At 58.9% G+C, this 19,050-nt stretch carries 24 protein-coding genes; 21 read left to right on the plus strand and 3 right to left on the minus strand.

Features of this window, described 5'->3' with window-relative positions; translation table 11 throughout:
- The first annotated feature begins 2 nt into the window (after positions 1-2).
- The 11 genes from TU79_RS16705 to TU79_RS16755 all read left to right on the plus strand — a co-directional run bounded on the left by TU79_RS16705 (position 3) and on the right by TU79_RS16755 (position 8,227).
- On the plus strand, positions 3-380 hold the full coding sequence (locus tag TU79_RS16705) for a hypothetical protein (RefSeq protein WP_057009011.1): 378 nt from the start codon (positions 3-5) through the stop codon (positions 378-380).
- A 2-nt stretch (positions 381-382) separates the two neighbouring features.
- Positions 383-775 (plus strand): hypothetical protein, encoded by a 393-nt coding sequence (locus TU79_RS16710; protein WP_057009012.1) that lies wholly within the window; start codon positions 383-385, stop codon positions 773-775.
- Position 776: 1 nt separating this feature from the next.
- On the plus strand, positions 777-1,433 hold the full coding sequence (locus TU79_RS16715) for a hypothetical protein (protein ID WP_057009013.1): 657 nt from the start codon (positions 777-779) through the stop codon (positions 1,431-1,433).
- A complete protein-coding gene (locus TU79_RS16720) occupies positions 1,430-1,846 on the plus strand; it encodes a phage tail terminator-like protein (protein ID WP_057009014.1) in 417 nt (138 codons plus the stop codon). Before TU79_RS16715 ends, TU79_RS16720 begins: the two co-directional genes overlap by 4 nt.
- 73 nt (positions 1,847-1,919) lie before the next feature.
- Positions 1,920-2,576 carry a phage tail protein gene (locus TU79_RS16725; protein ID WP_057009015.1) on the plus strand — a complete coding sequence of 219 codons (657 nt, stop codon included), beginning with the start codon at positions 1,920-1,922 and terminating at the stop codon, positions 2,574-2,576.
- Positions 2,577-2,579: 3 nt separating this feature from the next.
- The gene (locus TU79_RS16730) at positions 2,580-2,960 is read left to right on the plus strand and encodes a phage tail assembly chaperone (RefSeq protein ID WP_057009016.1); all 381 of its coding nucleotides are present in this window, start codon (positions 2,580-2,582) and stop codon (positions 2,958-2,960) included.
- 17 nt (positions 2,961-2,977) lie between these two features.
- A complete protein-coding gene (locus TU79_RS16735; RefSeq protein WP_012724063.1) occupies positions 2,978-3,280 on the plus strand; it encodes a DUF1799 domain-containing protein in 303 nt (100 codons plus the stop codon).
- 27 nt (positions 3,281-3,307) lie between these two features.
- Positions 3,308-6,358, plus strand: a complete 3,051-nt coding sequence (locus TU79_RS16740) for a phage tail tape measure protein (protein ID WP_057009017.1) — start codon at positions 3,308-3,310, stop codon at positions 6,356-6,358.
- On the plus strand, positions 6,358-6,696 hold the full coding sequence (locus TU79_RS16745) for a phage tail protein (RefSeq protein WP_057009018.1): 339 nt from the start codon (positions 6,358-6,360) through the stop codon (positions 6,694-6,696). The genes TU79_RS16740 and TU79_RS16745 overlap by 1 nt, the downstream gene beginning before the upstream one ends.
- 11 nt (positions 6,697-6,707) lie before the next feature.
- Complete coding sequence (locus TU79_RS16750; RefSeq protein ID WP_057009019.1) at positions 6,708-7,460, plus strand: phage minor tail protein L; 753 nt, start codon at positions 6,708-6,710, stop codon at positions 7,458-7,460.
- A 2-nt stretch (positions 7,461-7,462) separates the two neighbouring features.
- Positions 7,463-8,227, plus strand: coding sequence for a C40 family peptidase (locus TU79_RS16755; RefSeq protein ID WP_057009020.1), 765 nt, complete (start codon positions 7,463-7,465; stop codon positions 8,225-8,227).
- 92 nt (positions 8,228-8,319) lie between these two features.
- On the opposite strand, the gene TU79_RS16760 is transcribed toward TU79_RS16755, so the two are convergent.
- Together TU79_RS16760 and TU79_RS16765 are read right to left on the minus strand one after the other, a co-directional pair.
- Complete coding sequence (locus TU79_RS16760) at positions 8,320-8,565, minus strand: hypothetical protein (RefSeq protein WP_057009021.1); 246 nt, start codon at positions 8,563-8,565, stop codon at positions 8,320-8,322.
- A 229-nt stretch (positions 8,566-8,794) separates the two neighbouring features.
- Positions 8,795-8,998 carry a hypothetical protein gene (locus TU79_RS16765; protein ID WP_057009022.1) on the minus strand — a complete coding sequence of 68 codons (204 nt, stop codon included), beginning with the start codon at positions 8,996-8,998 and terminating at the stop codon, positions 8,795-8,797.
- Positions 8,999-9,387: 389 nt separating this feature from the next.
- On the opposite strand from TU79_RS16765, the gene TU79_RS16770 reads away from it, so the two are divergent.
- From TU79_RS16770 to TU79_RS16810, 10 genes are all read left to right on the plus strand, one after another.
- The gene (locus TU79_RS16770; RefSeq protein ID WP_057009023.1) at positions 9,388-10,239 is read left to right on the plus strand and encodes an NYN domain-containing protein; all 852 of its coding nucleotides are present in this window, start codon (positions 9,388-9,390) and stop codon (positions 10,237-10,239) included.
- A gap of 112 nt (positions 10,240-10,351) precedes the next feature.
- Positions 10,352-10,693, plus strand: coding sequence for a hypothetical protein (locus TU79_RS16775; RefSeq protein ID WP_231986798.1), 342 nt, complete (start codon positions 10,352-10,354; stop codon positions 10,691-10,693).
- A 64-nt stretch (positions 10,694-10,757) separates the two neighbouring features.
- Positions 10,758-11,108, plus strand: coding sequence for a hypothetical protein (locus tag TU79_RS16780; protein WP_057009024.1), 351 nt, complete (start codon positions 10,758-10,760; stop codon positions 11,106-11,108).
- Positions 11,109-11,169: 61 nt separating this feature from the next.
- Positions 11,170-11,781 carry a tail assembly protein gene (locus tag TU79_RS16785; protein ID WP_057009025.1) on the plus strand — a complete coding sequence of 204 codons (612 nt, stop codon included), beginning with the start codon at positions 11,170-11,172 and terminating at the stop codon, positions 11,779-11,781.
- Between the two features lie 59 nt (positions 11,782-11,840).
- Positions 11,841-15,566: a TipJ family phage tail tip protein gene (locus tag TU79_RS16790; protein WP_057009026.1), complete on the plus strand. Its 3,726-nt coding sequence runs from the start codon at positions 11,841-11,843 to the stop codon at positions 15,564-15,566.
- Positions 15,567-15,897: 331 nt separating this feature from the next.
- The gene (locus TU79_RS25425; protein ID WP_082638554.1) at positions 15,898-16,554 is read left to right on the plus strand and encodes a hypothetical protein; all 657 of its coding nucleotides are present in this window, start codon (positions 15,898-15,900) and stop codon (positions 16,552-16,554) included.
- A 32-nt stretch (positions 16,555-16,586) separates the two neighbouring features.
- The gene (locus TU79_RS16795) at positions 16,587-17,171 is read left to right on the plus strand and encodes a hypothetical protein (protein WP_057009027.1); all 585 of its coding nucleotides are present in this window, start codon (positions 16,587-16,589) and stop codon (positions 17,169-17,171) included.
- A gap of 131 nt (positions 17,172-17,302) precedes the next feature.
- Positions 17,303-17,560, plus strand: coding sequence for a frataxin family protein (locus tag TU79_RS16800; protein WP_139136785.1), 258 nt, complete (start codon positions 17,303-17,305; stop codon positions 17,558-17,560).
- Positions 17,561-17,619: 59 nt separating this feature from the next.
- Positions 17,620-18,153, plus strand: coding sequence for a glycoside hydrolase family 19 protein (locus tag TU79_RS16805; protein WP_057009029.1), 534 nt, complete (start codon positions 17,620-17,622; stop codon positions 18,151-18,153).
- Entirely contained in the window at positions 18,150-18,704 is a 555-nt protein-coding gene (locus tag TU79_RS16810; RefSeq protein ID WP_057009030.1) for a lysis system i-spanin subunit Rz, read from the plus strand. The genes TU79_RS16805 and TU79_RS16810 overlap by 4 nt, the downstream gene beginning before the upstream one ends.
- Here the strand turns inward: TU79_RS16810 and TU79_RS25430 are convergent.
- Positions 18,646-19,002 (minus strand): hypothetical protein, encoded by a 357-nt coding sequence (locus TU79_RS25430; RefSeq protein WP_082638555.1) that lies wholly within the window; start codon positions 19,000-19,002, stop codon positions 18,646-18,648. The two genes, TU79_RS16810 and TU79_RS25430, sit on opposite strands and share 59 nt — an antisense overlap.
- Between the last annotated feature and the right edge of the window lie 48 nt (positions 19,003-19,050).

Below are 19,050 nucleotides of genomic sequence, written 5' to 3' on the forward strand. Positions count from 1 at the left end.
ACATGACCGACTTCATCACCGTTGCCGATGTTGACGCCCAGCTCGGTCCTGGTTGGGCCGGCACCGGTGATCCGGTCCTTGCTGTAGCCATGGCCAATGCCTGGCTCACGACCAAGATTAAGCGGGCTGTTCCCGATCCGGTCCCGGCCGAGATCAAAACAGCCGGCGCCCAGGTTGCCAAAGAGGCGGCGGCGGGCAAGTTGTACACGGCTACGCAGAAGGAAGTGCAGAGCAAGACAGTATCCGCGCAGTCCGGCACGTCCGTGAGCAAAACGTACGTGGCGGGCTCTACCGATCAGTCGGCCGGCGTCAACTTCGCCCTGGCGCTGCTGACGCCTTGGATCAAGCGCTCTGGCGTGATGATTCTGAAAAGGATCTGATCATGGGCATGCGCGAAGAAATCCAGGCCGAACTGGCCGAAGCGTTCGACGACCCTGATGGCCTGGCCGATGCGGTCAAGTCGGTGACGGGCGTGCGCAAGATTGCGGGCGAGTATGACCCTGACCTGGGGGGCGAAACGCCAGACACCACCGTGACGTACTCGGGCCGCGGCGTTCTGGGCAGCTACCTGTCCAAGGAAATCGACGGCTCCCTCATCCAGACCACCGACAAAAAGCTGCTCGTGCTGCAGAACGAACTGTTCGTGTCCGAGGCTGGTGTTCCTACAACGGTACCGGCTGCCCCGGCCATTGGCGATATCGTCAACGGACTGCGGGTGATGAATGTGTCAGCCGATCCTGCAGACGCGACGTGGACGGCACAACTGAGGAAGTGACATGGCAAGTAAAGGTGCCGGTCAGTCCGGCAGCTTCGCCCTTAGCCTGGCTGAGTTCGCCGCTCAGACAAGTGAGGCCATAGACGCCAGCTTGCGCGAGATCATCATCGAGATCGGCAGCAGCCTGATTCGCATGTCTCCTGTGGGCAACCCCGAGATATGGGCGGCGAACGTCGCGCACCGCCAGGCAAACACTCGGGCAGCTGACGATTACGACTTCAAGGTCGCGGTCCGCAATACGATCATCAACCTGAACGAATCGAACTTCACGAAGGCGGGAAACCTCAAGCGTGGAGTGAAATACGCCAAGCCTCTGACGAAGACTGAGCGCGACCAGAACTTCAATGTGAACGGGTTGGTTTCCGGCAAAGACTATGTTGGCGGCCGATTCCGGGCAAACTGGAACCTCTCCATCGGCTCAGCTGACAACAGCATCCGCATTCACCCTGATCCGACAGGAGCCGCAGCGACCGCAAGACTGGTGGCTGGCGTGATTGAGTTCAATGCCGGGGAAACCGCTTTCATCGTCAACAATTTGCCCTACGCTATCCCGCTGGAGTTCGGCCATTCAAGCCAAGCACCGTCAGGAATGGTCCGGGTAACCGTGGCTCGCTTTCAGCAGATCGTGCTGGAGGCCATCAGGAACAACCAGGTATGAGTCACGCAATCATCGCTTCGATCTACGAGGCAAAGCTCATCGCCTGGAACGCTGCCAGGCCGGAGAAGCTCAAGATCGTTTTCGAGAACACGGCCTACACGCCGGCGGAGGGCGAGACCTATCTGCGCGCCTTCACCATCCCTGGCGATACCGCAAGCAACACGCTCAGCGGTGATCACCGGCTGTACACCGGCGTGTTTCAGGTCAGCATCATCGCGCCGGCGGGAAGCGGCAAGACCAAAACCAACCCGATTGTGGCCGAATTGACCTCCCTGTTCCCGCTATACGCCCAAGACACGAAGGCTGCACTCACCGTGGTAACCATGTCGCCAGTTGACCCTGGGCCAGGCATCACAGGCGATTCAGCCTACACCGTGCCAGTCTCGTTCTTGTACCGAGCCGACACCAACTGATCCCGCCCATTGGGCAACCCCAAGAACCCGCCATTGAGCGGGTTTTTTCATATCTGCAAAGAGGAAATACCCCATGGGCTACAAAATCCCGAACGGCGGCACCTTTCAGCACGCCGCCACCTACGCTGCGGCTCTGCCGTTTACCGCGCTCAGCAATGCGAGCGAGGCGATCGCCACGGTTGCTGGCGGAACCATTGCTGCGGGCGATATCGTCCTGCTCGCCTCTGGCTGGAGCAAACTGGACAGCAAGGTAGTTCGCGTGAAGGCTGCCACGGCAACGGCGATCACCCTGGAAGGCATCGACACCACCGATACGCAGATTTACCCGGTTGCAGGTGGCGCAGGTTCCATGCGCAAGATTCTGACCTGGGTTCAGATTCCGCAAATCACCGATGTGGCCTTCTCGGGTGGCGACCAGAACTACCTGGACGTGGTGTTCCTCGAAAACGACCAGGGCAAGCAGATCCCGACCGACAAGGCTGCTGCCAGCATGACCTTGACCATCGCGGATGACCCGGCACAGGCCTTCAACGGCGTGCTGATGAAGGCTGACGCCGGCAAGCAGATCGAAGCCGCGCGCCTGAATCTCCCTGGCAACGACATGCTGCTGTATGGCACTTACACTTCGTTCTCCAAGCAGCCGGCCGTGTCCCGCAGCAACCTCCTGACCCGAACCGTCAGCCTGGCCCTGCAATCCGAGCCGACCCGATACCTGACTGCAGTGGTGTAATTCATGGCCAAGATTCGTATCGCGCAGAACGCCACGTTCACCGCGCCCGTGTTGATCCCGATCGTCGGCAGCACGCCCGAAAAAGTCGAGTTCACCTTCAAGTACCGCGATCGCGCCGAGCTTGCCGCTCTGTTCGATGAATGGAACGAAAAGCGTAAGAAGGCACAGGCCGCACTGGGCGATAAGCCGTCTTGGTCGGAAATTGTGGCTGTGGATACCGAGCAGCAAACCCAGCAGATCAAGGACCTGGTGGTCAGCTGGGGTTTCGATGACGAATACAGCGACGCCAACATCGTCGCATTCGTGAAGTCCTGCCAGGGTGCCGCCGAGGCTGTCGTTAAGGCTCATGAAGGAGCATACAGCCAGGCCCGACTGGGAAACTGACAGACGCCGCCCGCGCCATGTACTCGCCGAGCGTGCCCGACGCGATTATCGGGATGTTTGGCCTTGCCCCTGGCGACCTGGTTGAAGAAGTGGAGGTCTGGCCCTGCAACTGGCCGGCCTTCCTTCTTTTTAACCGAATGTCCACCCAGTGGCGAGCAGGCGCCGGCGGCGCGATCGGTCTCGACTACAGCTGCATCCGCGACGTGGCCGGATTCCTCGGCATCAAGAAAAAGAAACTCGCTGAAATCTTCCCTGACCTTCAGGTGCTGGAAGGCGAAGCCCTGCGCGTCATGGCGGAGGAAAGGGAAAACAGCCCGTAACCACGGGCACTTATTCAAGGTGAGTCGATGAACATTGCAGAACTCGGCGTCAAAATCGACTCGGCCGATGCAATCCAGGCGAAAACGAGCCTGGATGAAATGGCGAAGGCCGGCGGCAGGGCCGAGCAGTCCGCCGTTTCTCTGATGAACGAAATGCAGGCCCTGGAAAAGTCGCTGTCCACCAGTGCCAAAACTACCCAGGACCTGGCGAAGCAGCGTGACGCTCTCGCCAAGCTGACCAAGACCGGCGCCTATGGCGAGGCCGAGGCGGCGAAGATCTCCGCTCAGTTGGACAAGCAGCAGATTGCCCTCGCCAAGTCAGCCCTGGACGAACAGAAGGCCCTGAACAGCCTGCTGGGTGCCATCGACCCGGCTCGGGCTGCACTGGCCAAGCTGGACACCCAAGTCGAGCAACTTGGCAAGCATCTGGATGCCGGGCGAATTAGCCAGGACCAGTACAACAGCGCCCTGGGTAAAATCGACAAGGATTACGCCAAGCTTGAAAAGACCACCACTGGCTTCGACAAGCTGCGTCTCGGCACCCGCCAAGCCCAGGAAAACGTCGTACAGCTTGGTAACGCGTTATCGTCGGGCGACTGGGGTAGCGGCGTTCGCGCAGTAGCTCAGTTGGGCGCCGGTGCCGGTGCTGGTGCTGCCGGCCTGCTCGCCATCCTGGCGCCGCTGGCTTTGGCCACTGCTGCTGTGGGCGGCCTGGCTGTTGCGTACTACAGGGGTAGCGAAGAGCAGGACCGCTACAACAAGTCACTGATCCTCACTGGCAACTACGCCGGCGTGAGTGCGGGCCAGTTGGGCGACATGGCGCGGCAGGTCAGCGCTACCGTGGGCACCACTGGCCAGGCCGCCGAAGTCTTGGCCCTGCTGGCTGGCAACGGCAAGATCGCTGGCGAGAGCTTTACCGGCATCGCCCAGGCTGCAGTGTCCATGCGGGAGGCCACGGGCAAGGCGGTGGGCGAGACAGTTGCTGAGTTCTCCAAGCTGGCCGACGACCCGGTCAAGGCGTCTGCTGCGCTGAATGATCAGTACCACTACCTGACGGCGTCGGTTTACTCGCAGATCGCCGCACTGGAAGAGCAGGGCGACCATGCCGGCGCGGTGAAGCTGGCCACCGAGCAGTACGCCGATGCGATCAATGAGCGTACGCCGAAGATTCTGGAAAACCTTAGCTTTTGGGAGCGCGCATACAACGCTGTCGCCAAGGCAGCTGACGGTCTCAAAAACGCCGGGCGGCGTGACATCAATTCGGACATCGAGAATGCCAGGTCGGACCTGCTCGAAGCCCAGAACATGGACGGTTTGTTTCAGAACCAAAAGTCCAAGGATGCGCTGATCGAGTTCCGGCAGAACCGCCTGAACATGCTGGAGGACGAGAAAGCCGCCCAGGCCGACATCGCCAAGTGGGAGGGTGAGCAGGCCAAGGCTCAAGGCGCGGCTGTCACGGCAATGACGAAGGTCGACGCATTGACCAAGTCGTCGCTGACCAATGAGCAGAAGCGGACCAAGGAGCTTGAGGACTATAAGCAACAGCTCGACGACATCCGCAAGGTAGCGCCGAACGATCCTCGCCTTGCCCAGGCAACGGTCGACAAAAACATTGCCAACATCAACGCCAAGTTCAAGGATCCCAAAGCCGCCGGAACGCAGGTCGACCTCACCAGCTTCAACAACGCCAAGAACGATCTGGCAGCCATCACCGACACCTACAAAAACTACCAGAAGGAACTGGAAGCGGCGCAGAAGGCAGGCCTGCTGTCCGAGGAAGACTATCTGCTGCGGCGCCAGGCGCTGATCGGCAATCAGCTCGACCAAACCAAGGCTGCCTACGAGGCTGAGATTGCCGCGCTGGAAGCCGCCAAGGGCAAGAAGACCACGTCGGCCGCGCAAATCATCCAGCTGGACCAGAAGATCGCTGACGCGCGCGCAGGGATGGTCAAGGCGCAGAAGGATGCCGATAGCCAGCTGGAGGTGTTGGCGACCAACGAGACCGGCCGCCTTGCCAAGCAGGAGCGTTCGATCAGCACATACGTGCAGGCGCTGGGGCAGCAGCAGCGGGCCTTGGAGCTGGCAGGCCAGCGCGCAGTGCTTGGCGTGGGCCGTGGCGACCGGCAAAACGCTCTCAGCGGCGAGCTGAACAGCCAGCAAGATCGGTTTGCTCAGCAGACGCTGGAGCTTGCGAACCAAAAGTCCGATCCGTCGCGCAACATGTCGGAGGAAGAGTTCAAGCGGAAATCTCAGGCGCTCGCCGACGCGAACAAGGCCGCCACTGACCAGATCCGGCAGAACTACGTGGATGTGGAGAGTGCCCAGGGCGATTGGACGAAGGGCGCAACGGCGGCCTGGGAAAACTACCTGGACTCGGCAAAGGACATTGCCGGCCAGACCAAGAGCCTGTTCGGTAATGCCTTCAGCTCCATGGAGGATTCCATCGTCAACTTCGCCATGACCGGTAAAGCGTCGTTCTCGGACTTCGCCAAATCGATCCTGGCCGATATGGCGCGTATTGCCACCCGCCAAGCGGCATCGGGATTGCTCGGCTCTCTTGTGGGGCTTGGCGTTTCGGCGGCGAGCGCGTATTTCGGCGGAGGCGCGACACCAGCATCGGCCGGCTCAACCGCTGCAGGCTACAGCCCTGAAGTGCTGGCAGGCTGGTCCGGAGTCACCCAGGCCAAAGGTGGCGCATGGGCGAGCGGCGTCCAGATGTTCGCCGACGGCGGTGCCTTCACCAACTCAGTTGTCAGCAAGCCCACGGCATTCGGCATGGCCGGAGGCAAAACAGGCGTCATGGGTGAGGCGGGGGCAGAGGCGATTATGCCCCTGACGCGGACGTCCAGCGGCAAGCTTGGCGTTATGGCTATGGGCGGTGGCGGGGCTGGCGCAACGCAGATCAATGTAGAAGTGCACATTGATGGTGAAGGTAACGCTTCGTCCACTGCTGACGCGCCAGGCTATGACCTGTTCGGCAAAGAGTTGGCGACCTTCGTAGAACAGAAGTATCAAGAGCTGCGCTCGAAGGACATGCGCCAGGGCGGCGTCATCAACAAAGCAATCAAGGGGCGCTGATGGCAATCGAACGATTCACCTGGGCCACGGAGAAGGGCGCGGAGGGCGATATCGCCCAGCGCGTCCGATCCAAGCAGTTCGGCGATGGCTACGAGCAGTCGGTCGAGGATGGCCTGAACAATCGATCGCAGTCCTGGCCGGTCACCTTTACCGGTCTGAAACCGCGAATCAAGGAAATCATGGCATTCCTCGACCGGCACAAGGGTGCGAAGGGCTTCCTGTGGGAGCCGCCCCTTGGCGAGCTTGGCCTCTACAAGTGCAACGGCTACAAGCCGATTCACCGCGGCGGCCAGGTCTACGCCATCACCGCCACCTTCCAGCAAACCTTTCATCCCTGAGATAACCGCCCATGGCACTGATCACGGACATCCAGAAACTGGAGCCCGGCGGCGAAATTCGCCTGTTTGAAATTGACGGGACGGAATACGGCGCTGATTACCTGCGCTTCCACGGCCACGCAATCCCGCACACGGCTGAGGAACTGCTGGCCTACGAGCATTCTGAGGACGACTTGCCGGCCAAGTCGATTATCTGGCAGGGCCAGGAGTACGCGGCCTGGCCGGTGCAGATTGAGGGTATTTCCTCGAGCAGCGACGGTACCGCTTCTCGGCCGACGTTCGCTGCCGGCAATGTCAACGGGCGCGTCACGGCGCTGTGCCTGGCTTTCGAGGACATGCTCAAGTTCAAACTGACGGTCCGCGAGACCCTGACTCAGTACCTGGACGCAGCCAACTTCCCCGAGGGCAACCCAACCGCCAACCCGACCCAGGAGGCGCTGGAGATCTGGTACATCGACCAGAAAACCAGCGAGGACGGCGAGGCTGTGGTCTGGGAGCTGTCTTCCCCGGGCGAGATCGACAACCACGGGCTGCCCGGCCGGCAAATGACGACGTTCTGCCACTGGGCCATGACTAATGGTTACCGGGGCCCAGACTGCGGATACACCGGCGCCGCCATGTTCGACGACGAGGATAACCCCACGGATGACCCAGCACTGGACCAGTGCAAGGGTTGCCTGTCGTCCTGCAAGCTGCGCTTTGGCGAAAACAACGAACTGTCCTTCGGTGGATTCCCCGCCGTTTCCCTGATTGCCCGGAGCTGACCATGCGCAAGCACATCATTGCGGCCATCCAGGCGCACGCGGCGGCCCAGTACCCGAAAGAGTGTTGCGGCCTGCTGCTGGCCATCGGACGAGCACAGAAATATTTCCCATGCAGGAATATCGCCACGGAGCCGAGCGAAGAGTTCCGGCTTCACCCAGAGGACTACGCCGCGGCGGAAGACTTGGGCGAGGTGATCGGCATTGTTCACTCACACCCGGACGCCACCAGCAGGCCGTCACCGCATGACTTGGCCATGTGCGAGGCCACGGCCTTGCCCTGGCACATTCTGTCCTGGCCTGAGGGCGACATGCGCACGATCACGCCAACGGGCAGCACGCCGCTGCTCAAGCGTCCGTTCGTGCACGGCGCATGGGACTGCTGGCAGGTTTGCGCTGATTGGTATGCCCGGGAGTGGGGCCTTGAGTTTGAAGCCTTCCAGCGCACCGACGGTTGGTGGGAGCGCGCGGAGAACGACAGCCTGTACGAGCAGCACTACGAGGCCGCCGGCTTCGTGCGCGTCGACAATCCACAGCGTGGTGACATGATCGTCATGCACGTCGGGCGCACGGTTCATCCGAATCACGCCGGGATTTATCTGGGCACCGATCCGTCGCTACCTGGCGAGGATTCAGGCGCGTTCGGTCCTGGGCCATTCCTCCTGCACCACCTGTACGGCAGGCCTTCGGAAATCATCGTCTACGGCGGGCCTTGGCATGAACGATCGCGCCTGATCCTCAGGCACAAAAACGCAAAACAACCAACATGACGCGGCATGGCCGCAGGAGAAAATATGCAGAGTGTAATTGAGTCAGCAGCTAAAACCGCCAGTGGCGAACCGGTCTGGCGGCTAACAAAGGGTTAGTTGCCTTTGTTTTCCAGCATTTTTTCGATGTAGGAAACGTCTTTCAGAATGACCTCAAGCGGCCATTCGTAGGCGTCTCTTGCTTCGCCGCTTTCGCATCCACCTGCAGGCACCTCTCTGAAAAACTGTGCTGCGCGTTGCAGCGCTTCTTCATTGAAGCCTGGTGTCTGTTTCAATGCATGAGTAAGCGACAAAAGCGCCATGAGAACGCCGTGTTCAAAAGGTTTCACTTCGTATGCCACATTGACCTCCAGGTCATAAACGCGCCGATATTGGCGCTACCCCAGTCCTTGGGCTTGCAGGCGTAGGACTGGGAAATCCTTTCTTCACTCATTCGAGTATTTGAAATGACTCAAATCGAACGTAGCGACATCGCGCGCACGATGGATGCACTCGCGTTGGCGTTGGCTGATCACGGGCACAGCTGGAGTGATGAACTGAGAGCTTCCTACGAGCGCGCCACGGAAACCCTTAAGGCTTGCGATTGTAAGGTGACTGATTTGTCGGCTTCAGGCTGATGCCTAGCTCGGCGGCCTTGCTGTAGATCGACGCCTCGGAACGGCCAAGCTTGAGGCCGATTACGCGGGTGGGGGTGTTACCTGCTGCCAGCGTACGCAGTTGAGTAATCTCTGCCGCTGTCCATTCCTTGCCGCCGTTGGTGGGTTGCTTGGCCATTGCTCAGTTCCTTCTGGGTTGGAGGCCAGACGCTACTACTGATAGCGGCCTGGGCGCTACTGGCATTCCATCCACGCTGGATGCCCGGACAGGTAGGTCAGTTTTGCAAGAGTCTCGGCACAAATTTCGGCCTTAAAACGGCTCTATTAGCAGCGTATCGTCTGCGTTCAGACCTTTGATCAATGTTCGAACGCCGATTCGACGGATTATTCGGGCTTTCGTTCGTTTTCATGTGGGTTCGTGTTCGAACGTGTGAATTCGTGTTGACGAGTGTGTCAACTGAACCTATAGTTCGCTTCGTCTGAGCAGCGGCCACTACCTTATACGGGCCGTTGTGCGACATACAAAGGGTCCCTGAGGGGGCCCTTAATACTTTCTAGGGACGGAAAATGAATCGCTTAGGCATTTTCGTTGACGCTGGGTATCTGTTCGCGCAAGGTTCTCAGGCACTTACTGGCGATGTAGTTAGGCGCCAACTACTCTCGCTCAACGAGCAGGCGGTCATCACGCAGCTTATCGGCACCGCCGAGCACCTCTCAGGTGGGACGCCTCTTCTACGTATCTATTGGTACGATGCAATCGGTACTAGCGGTCCAACTCTTGAGCAGAAGCGGCTTGCGAGCAGCAACAACGTCAAAGTTCGAATGGGTACGCTCAACGGTAGCGGCCAACAAAAAGGCGTCGACTCTATGATCGTGATCGACATGATCGAGCTCGCTCGAAATCATGCGATTGCTGACGCAGTTTTGATTTCAGGTGATGAAGACGTTCGTGTGGGCGTCCAGTTTGCTCAGAATTATGGTGTTAGAGTTCATTTGATTGGAATTGCAAATGAGCATGACAAGAATCATCAGTCCCCAAGCCTAATTCAAGAAGCTGACACTCATACGGAGTGGACGCCAGACATAATCAACTCTTTCCTCAGCGTCCGTCAGGCGCAAGTTCGACCTCGTGTCATTCCAGCCGTTGATCCTGCAGCCAAGCCGGCAGTGAATGAAGCGGTTGTCAGTGAAGAAGAAGCGACGAAGATTCTTGAGGCCTTGATTGACGCAATGGTGAGCGGCTTGGTTCCGAGCGATCTTCTGGCTCTGAAGGAACATTTGAAGCACAGCTCCTCTCTGCCGCGCGAGTTCGATGGAAAGATCCTTGGCGTGAGTCGAGACGCAATCAAGCGCGATCTGGAGCAGCCAGAGAAGAAGTTTGCGAGAAAGAAATTTATAGAGCTGGTAAAAAAGAAGTAATACAGCCATTTACAAAGCCCAGCCCCGCGCTGGGCTTTTTGCATCAGCGCCTCAGTGAAGTGGATGCCTGGCCAGGTACGCGGTACAGTCCTTTCTTACATGGAGGATATTGATGAAAATTTGGCTGATGGTTTTGTTCGCTGCGGCACTCGCGGGATGCGCAGACAGCGGACCGATCAAGGTGGGTCCTGACACGTACACGATTTCTACCCGCGTTCCATTCGGCGGGCCCGCCTCTGCGAAAGGGCAGGCGCTCAAAGAAGCAAACGTGTTCTGCGAGTCCCAAGGCCGGGAGATCCTGCTTGATCACATGCAGGCTAGCGAGTGCGCGCTTCACGGCGGATGCGGAGAGGCTGAGATATATTTCTTCTGCATGGCGAAAGGGGACCCGCAGCTGAAACGCCAGAGGTATAGCCCTGATCCAACGCAGAAAATTCAAATCGATCAGCGATAATTCGTGGCACCAAAGCGGCGCACTGGGCAGTATTGCAGTCCCGCCAAACCAAAGAGGGAACGACATGCGGATTTTGATAGCAGCGGTAGCTGTGGCGATGCTGGCGGGGTGTATGGCGCCGACCATGAACGAGGCTCGCCAATCTGGCCCGTACAAGGTTCTCACTTCCAAAAAAACGGACGCCGCGCTGGCTAAATGTGTCCAGTACGAATGGCAGAACCAGTCGATATTCGGCGGTACGCCTGGCGCAACTCTTCAGCGTGGCCGGGATACTGGTTACACCGTGTTCACTGAGGGGGCCCAGTACTTCGTTGACATCCAGCCTAAAGGCTCGGGGGCCGAAGCGAAGTATTACGTGGTAGTCGGAAACTGGATTGCGAATAAGCGATTGGCCGCGCTGCAAGGCTGCCTATAGTCCGCACCACTTCATCAAAGGCTCGCTTCGGCGGGCCTTTTTATTGCCTGGAGAAAAGCAAATGGCGGCACTTGCTATCAATTATCAGCCAATGACCACGATCCTGCTTTACGGTCAACTTCGACAGTTTGGCCGATCCTTCCGCATGGCAGTGAAGTCGCCCGCAGAGGCGATCAAGGCGCTGTGCGTGCAGATCCCTGGATTTGAACGCTTCCTGTCGAACGCCAAATCCCGAGGGATTGAGTTTGCCGTATTCCGAGGAAGGACGAACCTGGCAGAAAAGGAGCTTGGGTTTGCGGGCGGCGGTGATATTCGAATTGCTCCGATCATCACCGGCAGCAAGCGAGGCGGTGCGCTGCAAACAATCATCGGTGCAGTACTGATTGTTGTCGGCCTCGTCATCACCGGCGGCACATTCGGCGCAGGCGCACCGTTCGGTTCAGCCCTTATCATGATGGGCGGCTCGATGGTCCTTGGTGGTGTGATTCAAATGCTCAGCCCTCAGGCTGGCGGCCTCAAGACAAGCGCCGCGCCCGAGAACACCCCCGGTTATGCCTTCGGCAGCGCCAAGAACACCACGGCGTCGGGTAATCCGGTCCCGCTCTGCTACGGCAAGCGCAGGGTAGGCGGGGCAATTATCAGCGCCGCTATCTACGCCGAAGATCAGATGTAACTACCACCCGCAGCACAGCAGCCGGCCATGAGCCGGTTTTTTATTGCCTGGAGAAAAGTATGGGCGCAGCACAGAAGCTCGACATCTACGGCGCCAAGGGCGGTTCCGATAAGCCAAAAACACCAACCGAGGCGCCCGACAGCCTGCGCTCTGTCGCCATCGCCAAGATGCTGATCGCTGTAGGTGAGGGTGAATTCGAAGGAACGCCAACCGCCAAGGACATCTATCTCGACAACACCCCGCTGCAAGATCCTCAGGGCAATATGAATTTCCCGAACGTGAAGTGGGAGTGGCGCACCGGTGCAGTTGACCAGAGCTATATCCAGGGCATCCCTTCAGTCGAGAACGAAACCACCATCAGCACCGAGCTGCGCAGCGGGACGCCATGGGTGCGGGCCATCAGCAATACCCAGCTTTCCGCCGTGCGCATCCGTTTTGCGTGGCCTGCGCTTCAGTCCGTGGACTCTGGCGGCAACGTCAACGGCTACCGGATTGAGTACAAAGTCGAGCTGGCAACCGATGGCGGCGCCTATCAGCAGGTGTTGAGCGAGGCTGTAGACGGCAAGACCACCAGCCTGTACGAGCGCACGCGCCGTATCGATCTGCCAAAGGCGACCACTGGCTGGCTGATGAAAATCACGCGGCTGACCGTCAACCAGAACAACAACAAAATCTCCGACACCATGCAGATCGCCGGCTTCACCGAGGTGATTGACGCCAAGATTCGTTATCCGAACACCGCGCTACTTTACATCGAGTTCTCTGCTGAGCAGTTCCGCAGCATTCCAGCGGTGACCGTCGAGACCAAGCTGAAGAAGATGCAGGTGCCGAGCAATTATGACCCTGCGTCTCGCACCTACTCGGGCATTTGGGACGGCACATTTAAGCAGGCCTGGACGGATAATGCGGTCTGGATGACCTACGACATCACCACGGCCGACCGCTTCGGGCTCGGCCGTCGCATCAAGCCGTGGATGGTGGACAAGTGGGAGCTCTACCGCATCTCGCAGTATTGCGACCAGTTGGTGCCGGACGGGAAGGGGGGCCAGGAGCCGCGCTTCATCTGCAACCTGAACCTGCAGAGCAAAGCTGACGCCTGGTCGCTGCTTCAGGATATCTCGACCATCTACCGTGGCATGACCTACTGGGCTCAGGGCCAGGTATTCACGCTGGCGGATATGCCGCGCGCGGCCGACTTTGACTTTGCCTACACCCGGGCGAACGTCATCGACGGCAAGTTCACCTACTCCAGCGCGTCGGAGCGCACCCGGTACACCCGGGCTCTGATCAGCTACGACAACCCGCTGAACAACTACGACACTGATGTCACTGCGGTGACCGACCAGAAGCTGCAGCGCCGCTACGGTGACAACCCGCTGGAGATCAGCGCAATCGGCTGCACCCGCGAGTCTGAGGCCCAGCGCCGTGGTAAGTGGGCGCTGCTCACCAACTCGAAAGACCGGGCCGTCACCTTCAAGGTCGGCCTCGATGGGCGTATCCCGCTGCCCGGGTACGTGATCCCGATCGCCGACGAGCTTCTTGCCGGGCGGCCAGTGGGCGGGCGCATCTCGGCGGTGAACGGAAAAGTCATCACCCTGGACCGAGACACCCAGGCCAAGCCCGGCGACCGGCTGATCCTTAACCTGCCAGACGGCAAGTGTGAAGGGCGCACCGTGCAGTTGGTCAGCGGCCGCCAGATCACGTTGACAGTGGCTTACTCCGTGGTGCCAGAACCTGAACTGGTGTGGGCGCTGGATGCCGATGATTTGGCTATCCCGCTTTATCGTGTGGTCAGCGTGGCGCGGCCGGAGCCTGGCGTTTTTGAAATTTCGGCCGTCCAATACGACCCGAGCAAATTCGCGCACATCGACACCGGCGCGCGCCTGGAAGAGCGGTCGATCAGCGTTATCCCGATCACCGTGGTTCCGGCGCCGGCGAGCGTCACGATCACATCGAACGTTTCCATCGACCAGGGCCTGGCCATCAGCACCATGAACATCTCGTGGCCAGCTGTTGCTGGTGCAGTAGCCTATGACGTTGAGTGGCGCAAGGACAGCGGCAACTGGATCAAGGTGCAGCGCACTGGCTCGACCAGCGTCGACGTCACCGGCATCTACTCGGGCGCCTACCTGGCCCGTGTGCGTTCGGTGAGCGCCTTCGAGATCTCGTCTATCTGGAAAAGCTCAAACCTGACCAAATTGGAAGGTAAAACAGGTTTGCCACCGGCGGTGTCGTCGCTGACCACCACAGGCGAGCTTTTTGGGATCAGCATCAAGTGGTCCTTTCCGCCAGGTGCCGAAGACACGCAGCGCACCGAGGTGTGGTATGCCCCGGCCAACGACCTGGGCGCAGCGACGAAGCTGGCCGATCTGGCCTATCCGCAGGCCGACTACCGGATGCAGTCGCTGCTGGCGGGCACAACTCTGTTTTTCTGGGCGCGCCTGGTGGATCGCACCGGCAACGTTGGCCCGTTCTATCCAGTGGTTAATGGGGTGCTGGGGCAGTCCAGCTCCAACGCGGGCCCGATCCTCGAGCAGATCAAGGGGCAAATCGATGAGACGGCGCTGGGCCAACTGTTGAAGGATCGCATTGACCTCATCGACGGAAATGGGCCTGGCTCGGTAAACGGACGTATCGACGCAGCCAAGCAAGAGCTGGAGCAACTGATCGGCGAGGTTGTCGATGCGCTGGAGTATGTGCCGGCCAAGGCCTATGCCCAGGGAGAGATAGTTCGGGTAGGGCAGCACCTGTACCAGGCCAACGGCCAGGTACCGGCGAACAACCCGCCGCCGAACGCGACCTACTGGACCGACATCGGCACAGTGGTGCAGACGGTCAATGCCTTGGTAACGCAGGTTCAGCAGAACTCGGCCACGATCAACCAGCAAGGCCAGGACATAAGCGCCCAGGCCCAGCAGCTGAACGCGGTGAAGGCAACGGTGAACGATCCTGTCACCGGCGTTACGGCTACGGCCAACGGGCTCAGCACGCTCAATGCCTCGGTGACCACGCTCGACGGCAAGGTCACCACCACAGCTCAGCGGGTCGACGGCATATACCTGCAGGTCAATCCGCCGCTTCAGGGTGACGACAGTGCTTTGATGGGATCGGAGGCGAGCTACGTCGGTGTTTGGTCGACCCAGTCCGCCCTGATCGAGGGCGACCTGGTGCAGGGGCAGCGCACCGACGTGGTGGACGCGAAAGTTGCGACCACAGCCGCCGCTGTTGTCGCTGAGCAAACGGCACGCATCAATGCCGAAGGCGCGCTGTCAGCCAGCATTGAAACGGTCAAGACCGCGGTAGGCGGAAACTCGCTGGCCATCCAGACCAACAGCACTGCGATCCAGACGGTGAATGGCAAGATCACGGCGAACTGGTCGGTGCGGATGCAGTACGAATCCGCCACCGGCCTCTACAAGTACGCTGGGATCGGTCTTGGATTGGAGAATGGACCGGGCGGCCTGCAATCGCAGTTCATCATTGATGCCGACAGGTTCGCCATCGGGCAGGCCGGCACCGTGCCGTTCGCTGTCACCGGCGGGCAAACATTCATCAAGGCTGCCTTCATTCAGGACGCCTCGATCACAAACGCCAAGATCGGCAACTACATCCAGTCGAACAATTATGTCGCAGGCCAGACGGGGTGGAAGTTGTTCTTTGACGGGACCTTCGAGATGAACGGTGTGGTGCCAGGGCAGGGGCGCTCTGTCATGACAAACCGATCATTGCGCTTCTGGGACGTGAACGGGGTCAAGCGAGTTCAAATCGGAGATCTCACTGAATGACAGAGGGTATCCGAATATGGGGACCTACCGGCCTGCTTGAACTTGATGAAACGTCTTTCACTGTTGGCGTTACCTATTCGGCAATAGTCTCAAGGTCAGGCTCGGCTGGCAGGACTCAGTTTATATCAATACCGGGGGTAGATCCTGCAACGCACTCAGCAGTATGTGTCCCAATCGCCGCATATGACACGGGCGGGCAGAACTACGCCTCTATTCAATACACTGCAATAGTTAACTCTGGAGGCGTGACCATTTATTTTGGCAGCCCCGCAGCAAATACAGGGCCATTAGGAACTAGCAATCAGAGGCTTTTAGTAATGAGGTTCAGATAATGGCTTATGGAGCGTCGTTTAAAAATAACAGCGATATCGTGACCATTGATACGGAGTTCTCAAGACTAGTTGTTCTCGAGAAAGGAAGCTGGAACGGAACCGGCTCAGGAGTTTCTGTAGCGTTTGCAAAAACGGTAACAACTAGTGAGCCTCCCCTGGTATTTGTAAGGCCTGCTCAGTCGAACACCTTGTGTTTCTGTGTAATACAGGGCGCTCCAGGTGGATGGACCGGGTTTTCCTTTCGAGGAATTTTAGGCACTGCAACTTCCGGAACATGGTTTTCCGCTGCATTCATGTCTTTCCCTACCGCGACATATGGAATGCGATTGTGGGATGGCTCTACAAAGCTTCTATTCGATAACGGTACGCCCTGCGCACAATTTACAAGATCCATTACTTCGTGGACCTATCTTGGCGCAGCACAAACCAGTCAAGGGGTATATAGATACAGTTGGACCGCACCGTCAAGTTTATCTAGTGGCGATTACATGATGCTGAATAATGTAGCCATGGATATGGCTGGCGTCGTTTCAAGGCAGGGGAACATGTACGCCGTTTGGGAATACCAAAACGACAGAGTTGTAATGCAGGCTGTAGGCGCCGATCTTCCAAGTTCTTTTTATATGCCGGTTGTTTTTGCTAAGCCTGTAGCGTAGTTAAAATATAAACGACTTAAGAGGTTCAATTTATGGCAAGGCAAGATATCAACCTTGGCACAGCTCCAACAGGAGCTGGCGGCGACACCACGAGAAGTACCGGTGTAAAAATTAATGCCATGACTGCGGAACTCTATGCCGCTTTGGGTGCGAATTCAGGCGGGGCAATTCCTGCCGCGCTGCCGGTGAATAAAGGTGGCACCGGAGGTTCGACGCAAGCTGCGGCCCAGGTGGCTCTCGGCTTGGGCACCGTCGCCACGCTGAATACGGGACGCTCACCCGGAAACGTGCCGACTATGGAGATGATAGGCATCGCCAGTTCCGAGTCGACGGTTCCGTGGACAGCGGAAAACTACGCGGGAATTGATAACAAGGTTTTCTCATCGGCTGCGTCTGGCCTGAATCCACAAGGCGGCACTGGTCTTTATTACCGGCAGACCATTCAATTCGGCACCACTGGCAACAGGCTCATGATTGCATGGCCTTACGGCCTGACTGGTAACACGGGGACCATCAAGATGCGATCCGTCTACAACGGAGCTGTAACCCCTGAAATTGAGCTTTACCACACAGGCAATACCACCCGTGCTTCTGACGGCACCCTCAAGGCGATCTAAACATGGCAAGAGCAGCAATTAACGTATTGGGCGCGACTGGCGACACCTACGACTTTGTAACGAATGGTGCAGGTACTGTCACCTCTTCGCGCAAGTCTACTGGCGTTTATTTGATCGCCGGATCCCTGGGCATGGTTCCTTTTCCGCCGTTGGATGATGGCTGGGGCTACACCGTTAACCGGGTGGACAGTCGCGCCGACGTGGATGTGGATTTTGCCGACGGCGTTCTGACCGTTACGGTGACCAAGGACGGTAAGCCGTACGACCTCAAGCACATGATCACTCTGCACATCCTGGTGCCGGATTCGCCGGTGGTTTCTATACCTGCACCTGCACCTGCACCTGCACCTGCACCTGTAGCCGAGCCGGAAGCGGTCACTGACGCCTGATAGCCCGCCGAATACAGATGCCCGCCACCGAGCGGGCTTTTTTACGCCTGGAGAAAGCCATGCCCATCACTGAGCAGCAACTGCTGCAGATCCTCCCGAACGCCGGCCGCAATGCCGGCGTTTTTGTTCCCGCCCTGAATACGGCCATGAACCACTACGGCATTGTGGGTACCGCGCGGGTCTCGGCGTTCATTGCGCAGATCGGCCATGAGTCAGGGCAGTTGCGCTGGGTGCGCGAGATATGGGGCCCCACCGCGCAGCAGCTCAAATACGAAGGTCGTGCCGATCTGGGCAACACCGAGAAGGGTGACGGTTCCAAGTACCGTGGGCGGGGCCTGATCCAGGTTACCGGCCGGGCGAACTACAGAGCTTGCGGCGAGGCCCTGGGCCTGGACCTGATCAGCAAGCCAGAACTGTTGGAGCTGCCGCAGCACGCGGCCATGTCGGCTGCCTGGTTCTGGTCGACGCGCGGGCTGAATACGCTGGCGGATCAGGGTGAGCTTGTGAAGATCACTCGGCGCATCAACGGGGGAGTGAGCGGGTTGGCCGACCGCCAGGCGCTGTACGAAAAGGCGCTGAAGGTGCTGGCATGACGCCGGTGCAGAAGCTGGCCGGCCTGGCGGTGCTGATCCTGTTGCTGATGGCCGCCGCCGCCGGCGTTGCCTGGCAGATGCAGGACTGGCGGATGGGCAAGAAGCTCGCCGAGCAGGCCGGCCTGCATAAGGACGACTTGGCCGCTATCAGCAATGCCGCCGCCGCCCAGGTCAGCGCAGAGCAGAGAAAGCGTCTTGCCATCGAGCAACAGCTCGCGACCCAGGACCAACAACACACCAAGGAATTATCCGATGAGAAACGCAAGCAGGCTGTTATCCGCGATCGCCTTGCCACTTCTGATCTGCGGCTGTCAGTCCTCCTTGCCGAGGATCCAGCCAGTGACTGCAACGTGCCTACCTCCCCCGGCGCCGTCGGCGTGGTTCATGCAGCCCGTAGAGCCCAACTTGACCCAGCGCATGCTCAACGAATTATCGCCATCACCGGTGACGGGGACCAAGGATTGATCGCGCTGCGTGCATGCCAGGCATACGTCAGGACGGTGGCCCCCGGTACACTTTCAGTTCCAGCAGAAGCCGCTGATTCTCCCTGAACAGGTGGTCTCGCTGCTCCGTTATCAAATCGATGGGGCGAAAGCTGTGATTGCCAGATGGGTCGTCGCCAATTTCTAACAGGCGAGCCTGAGCCTGCTTTAGCGATGCCTCGGCCTTGTTCTTGCCGGCCAGCAGCAGGTCATTCATCTGGACAAGACCGGCGATGTTTGCCCTGGCCCTGGTCAGCAGCTGATAGGCGCTGGTCAGCTCATCCTCGAGCAGCGCGCACTGGTGCTGGTACATTTCCAGTGGCGTGGGGCATCCGAGCCAATCATCGGTATCTGCGTCAACGGTCATAGTGGAATCTCAAATACTGTATGTGCGTACAGTAATCGAGGTTTGATC

Source organism: Pseudomonas trivialis (genome assembly GCF_001439805.1).
Lineage (GTDB): Bacteria > Pseudomonadota > Gammaproteobacteria > Pseudomonadales > Pseudomonadaceae > Aquipseudomonas > Aquipseudomonas trivialis.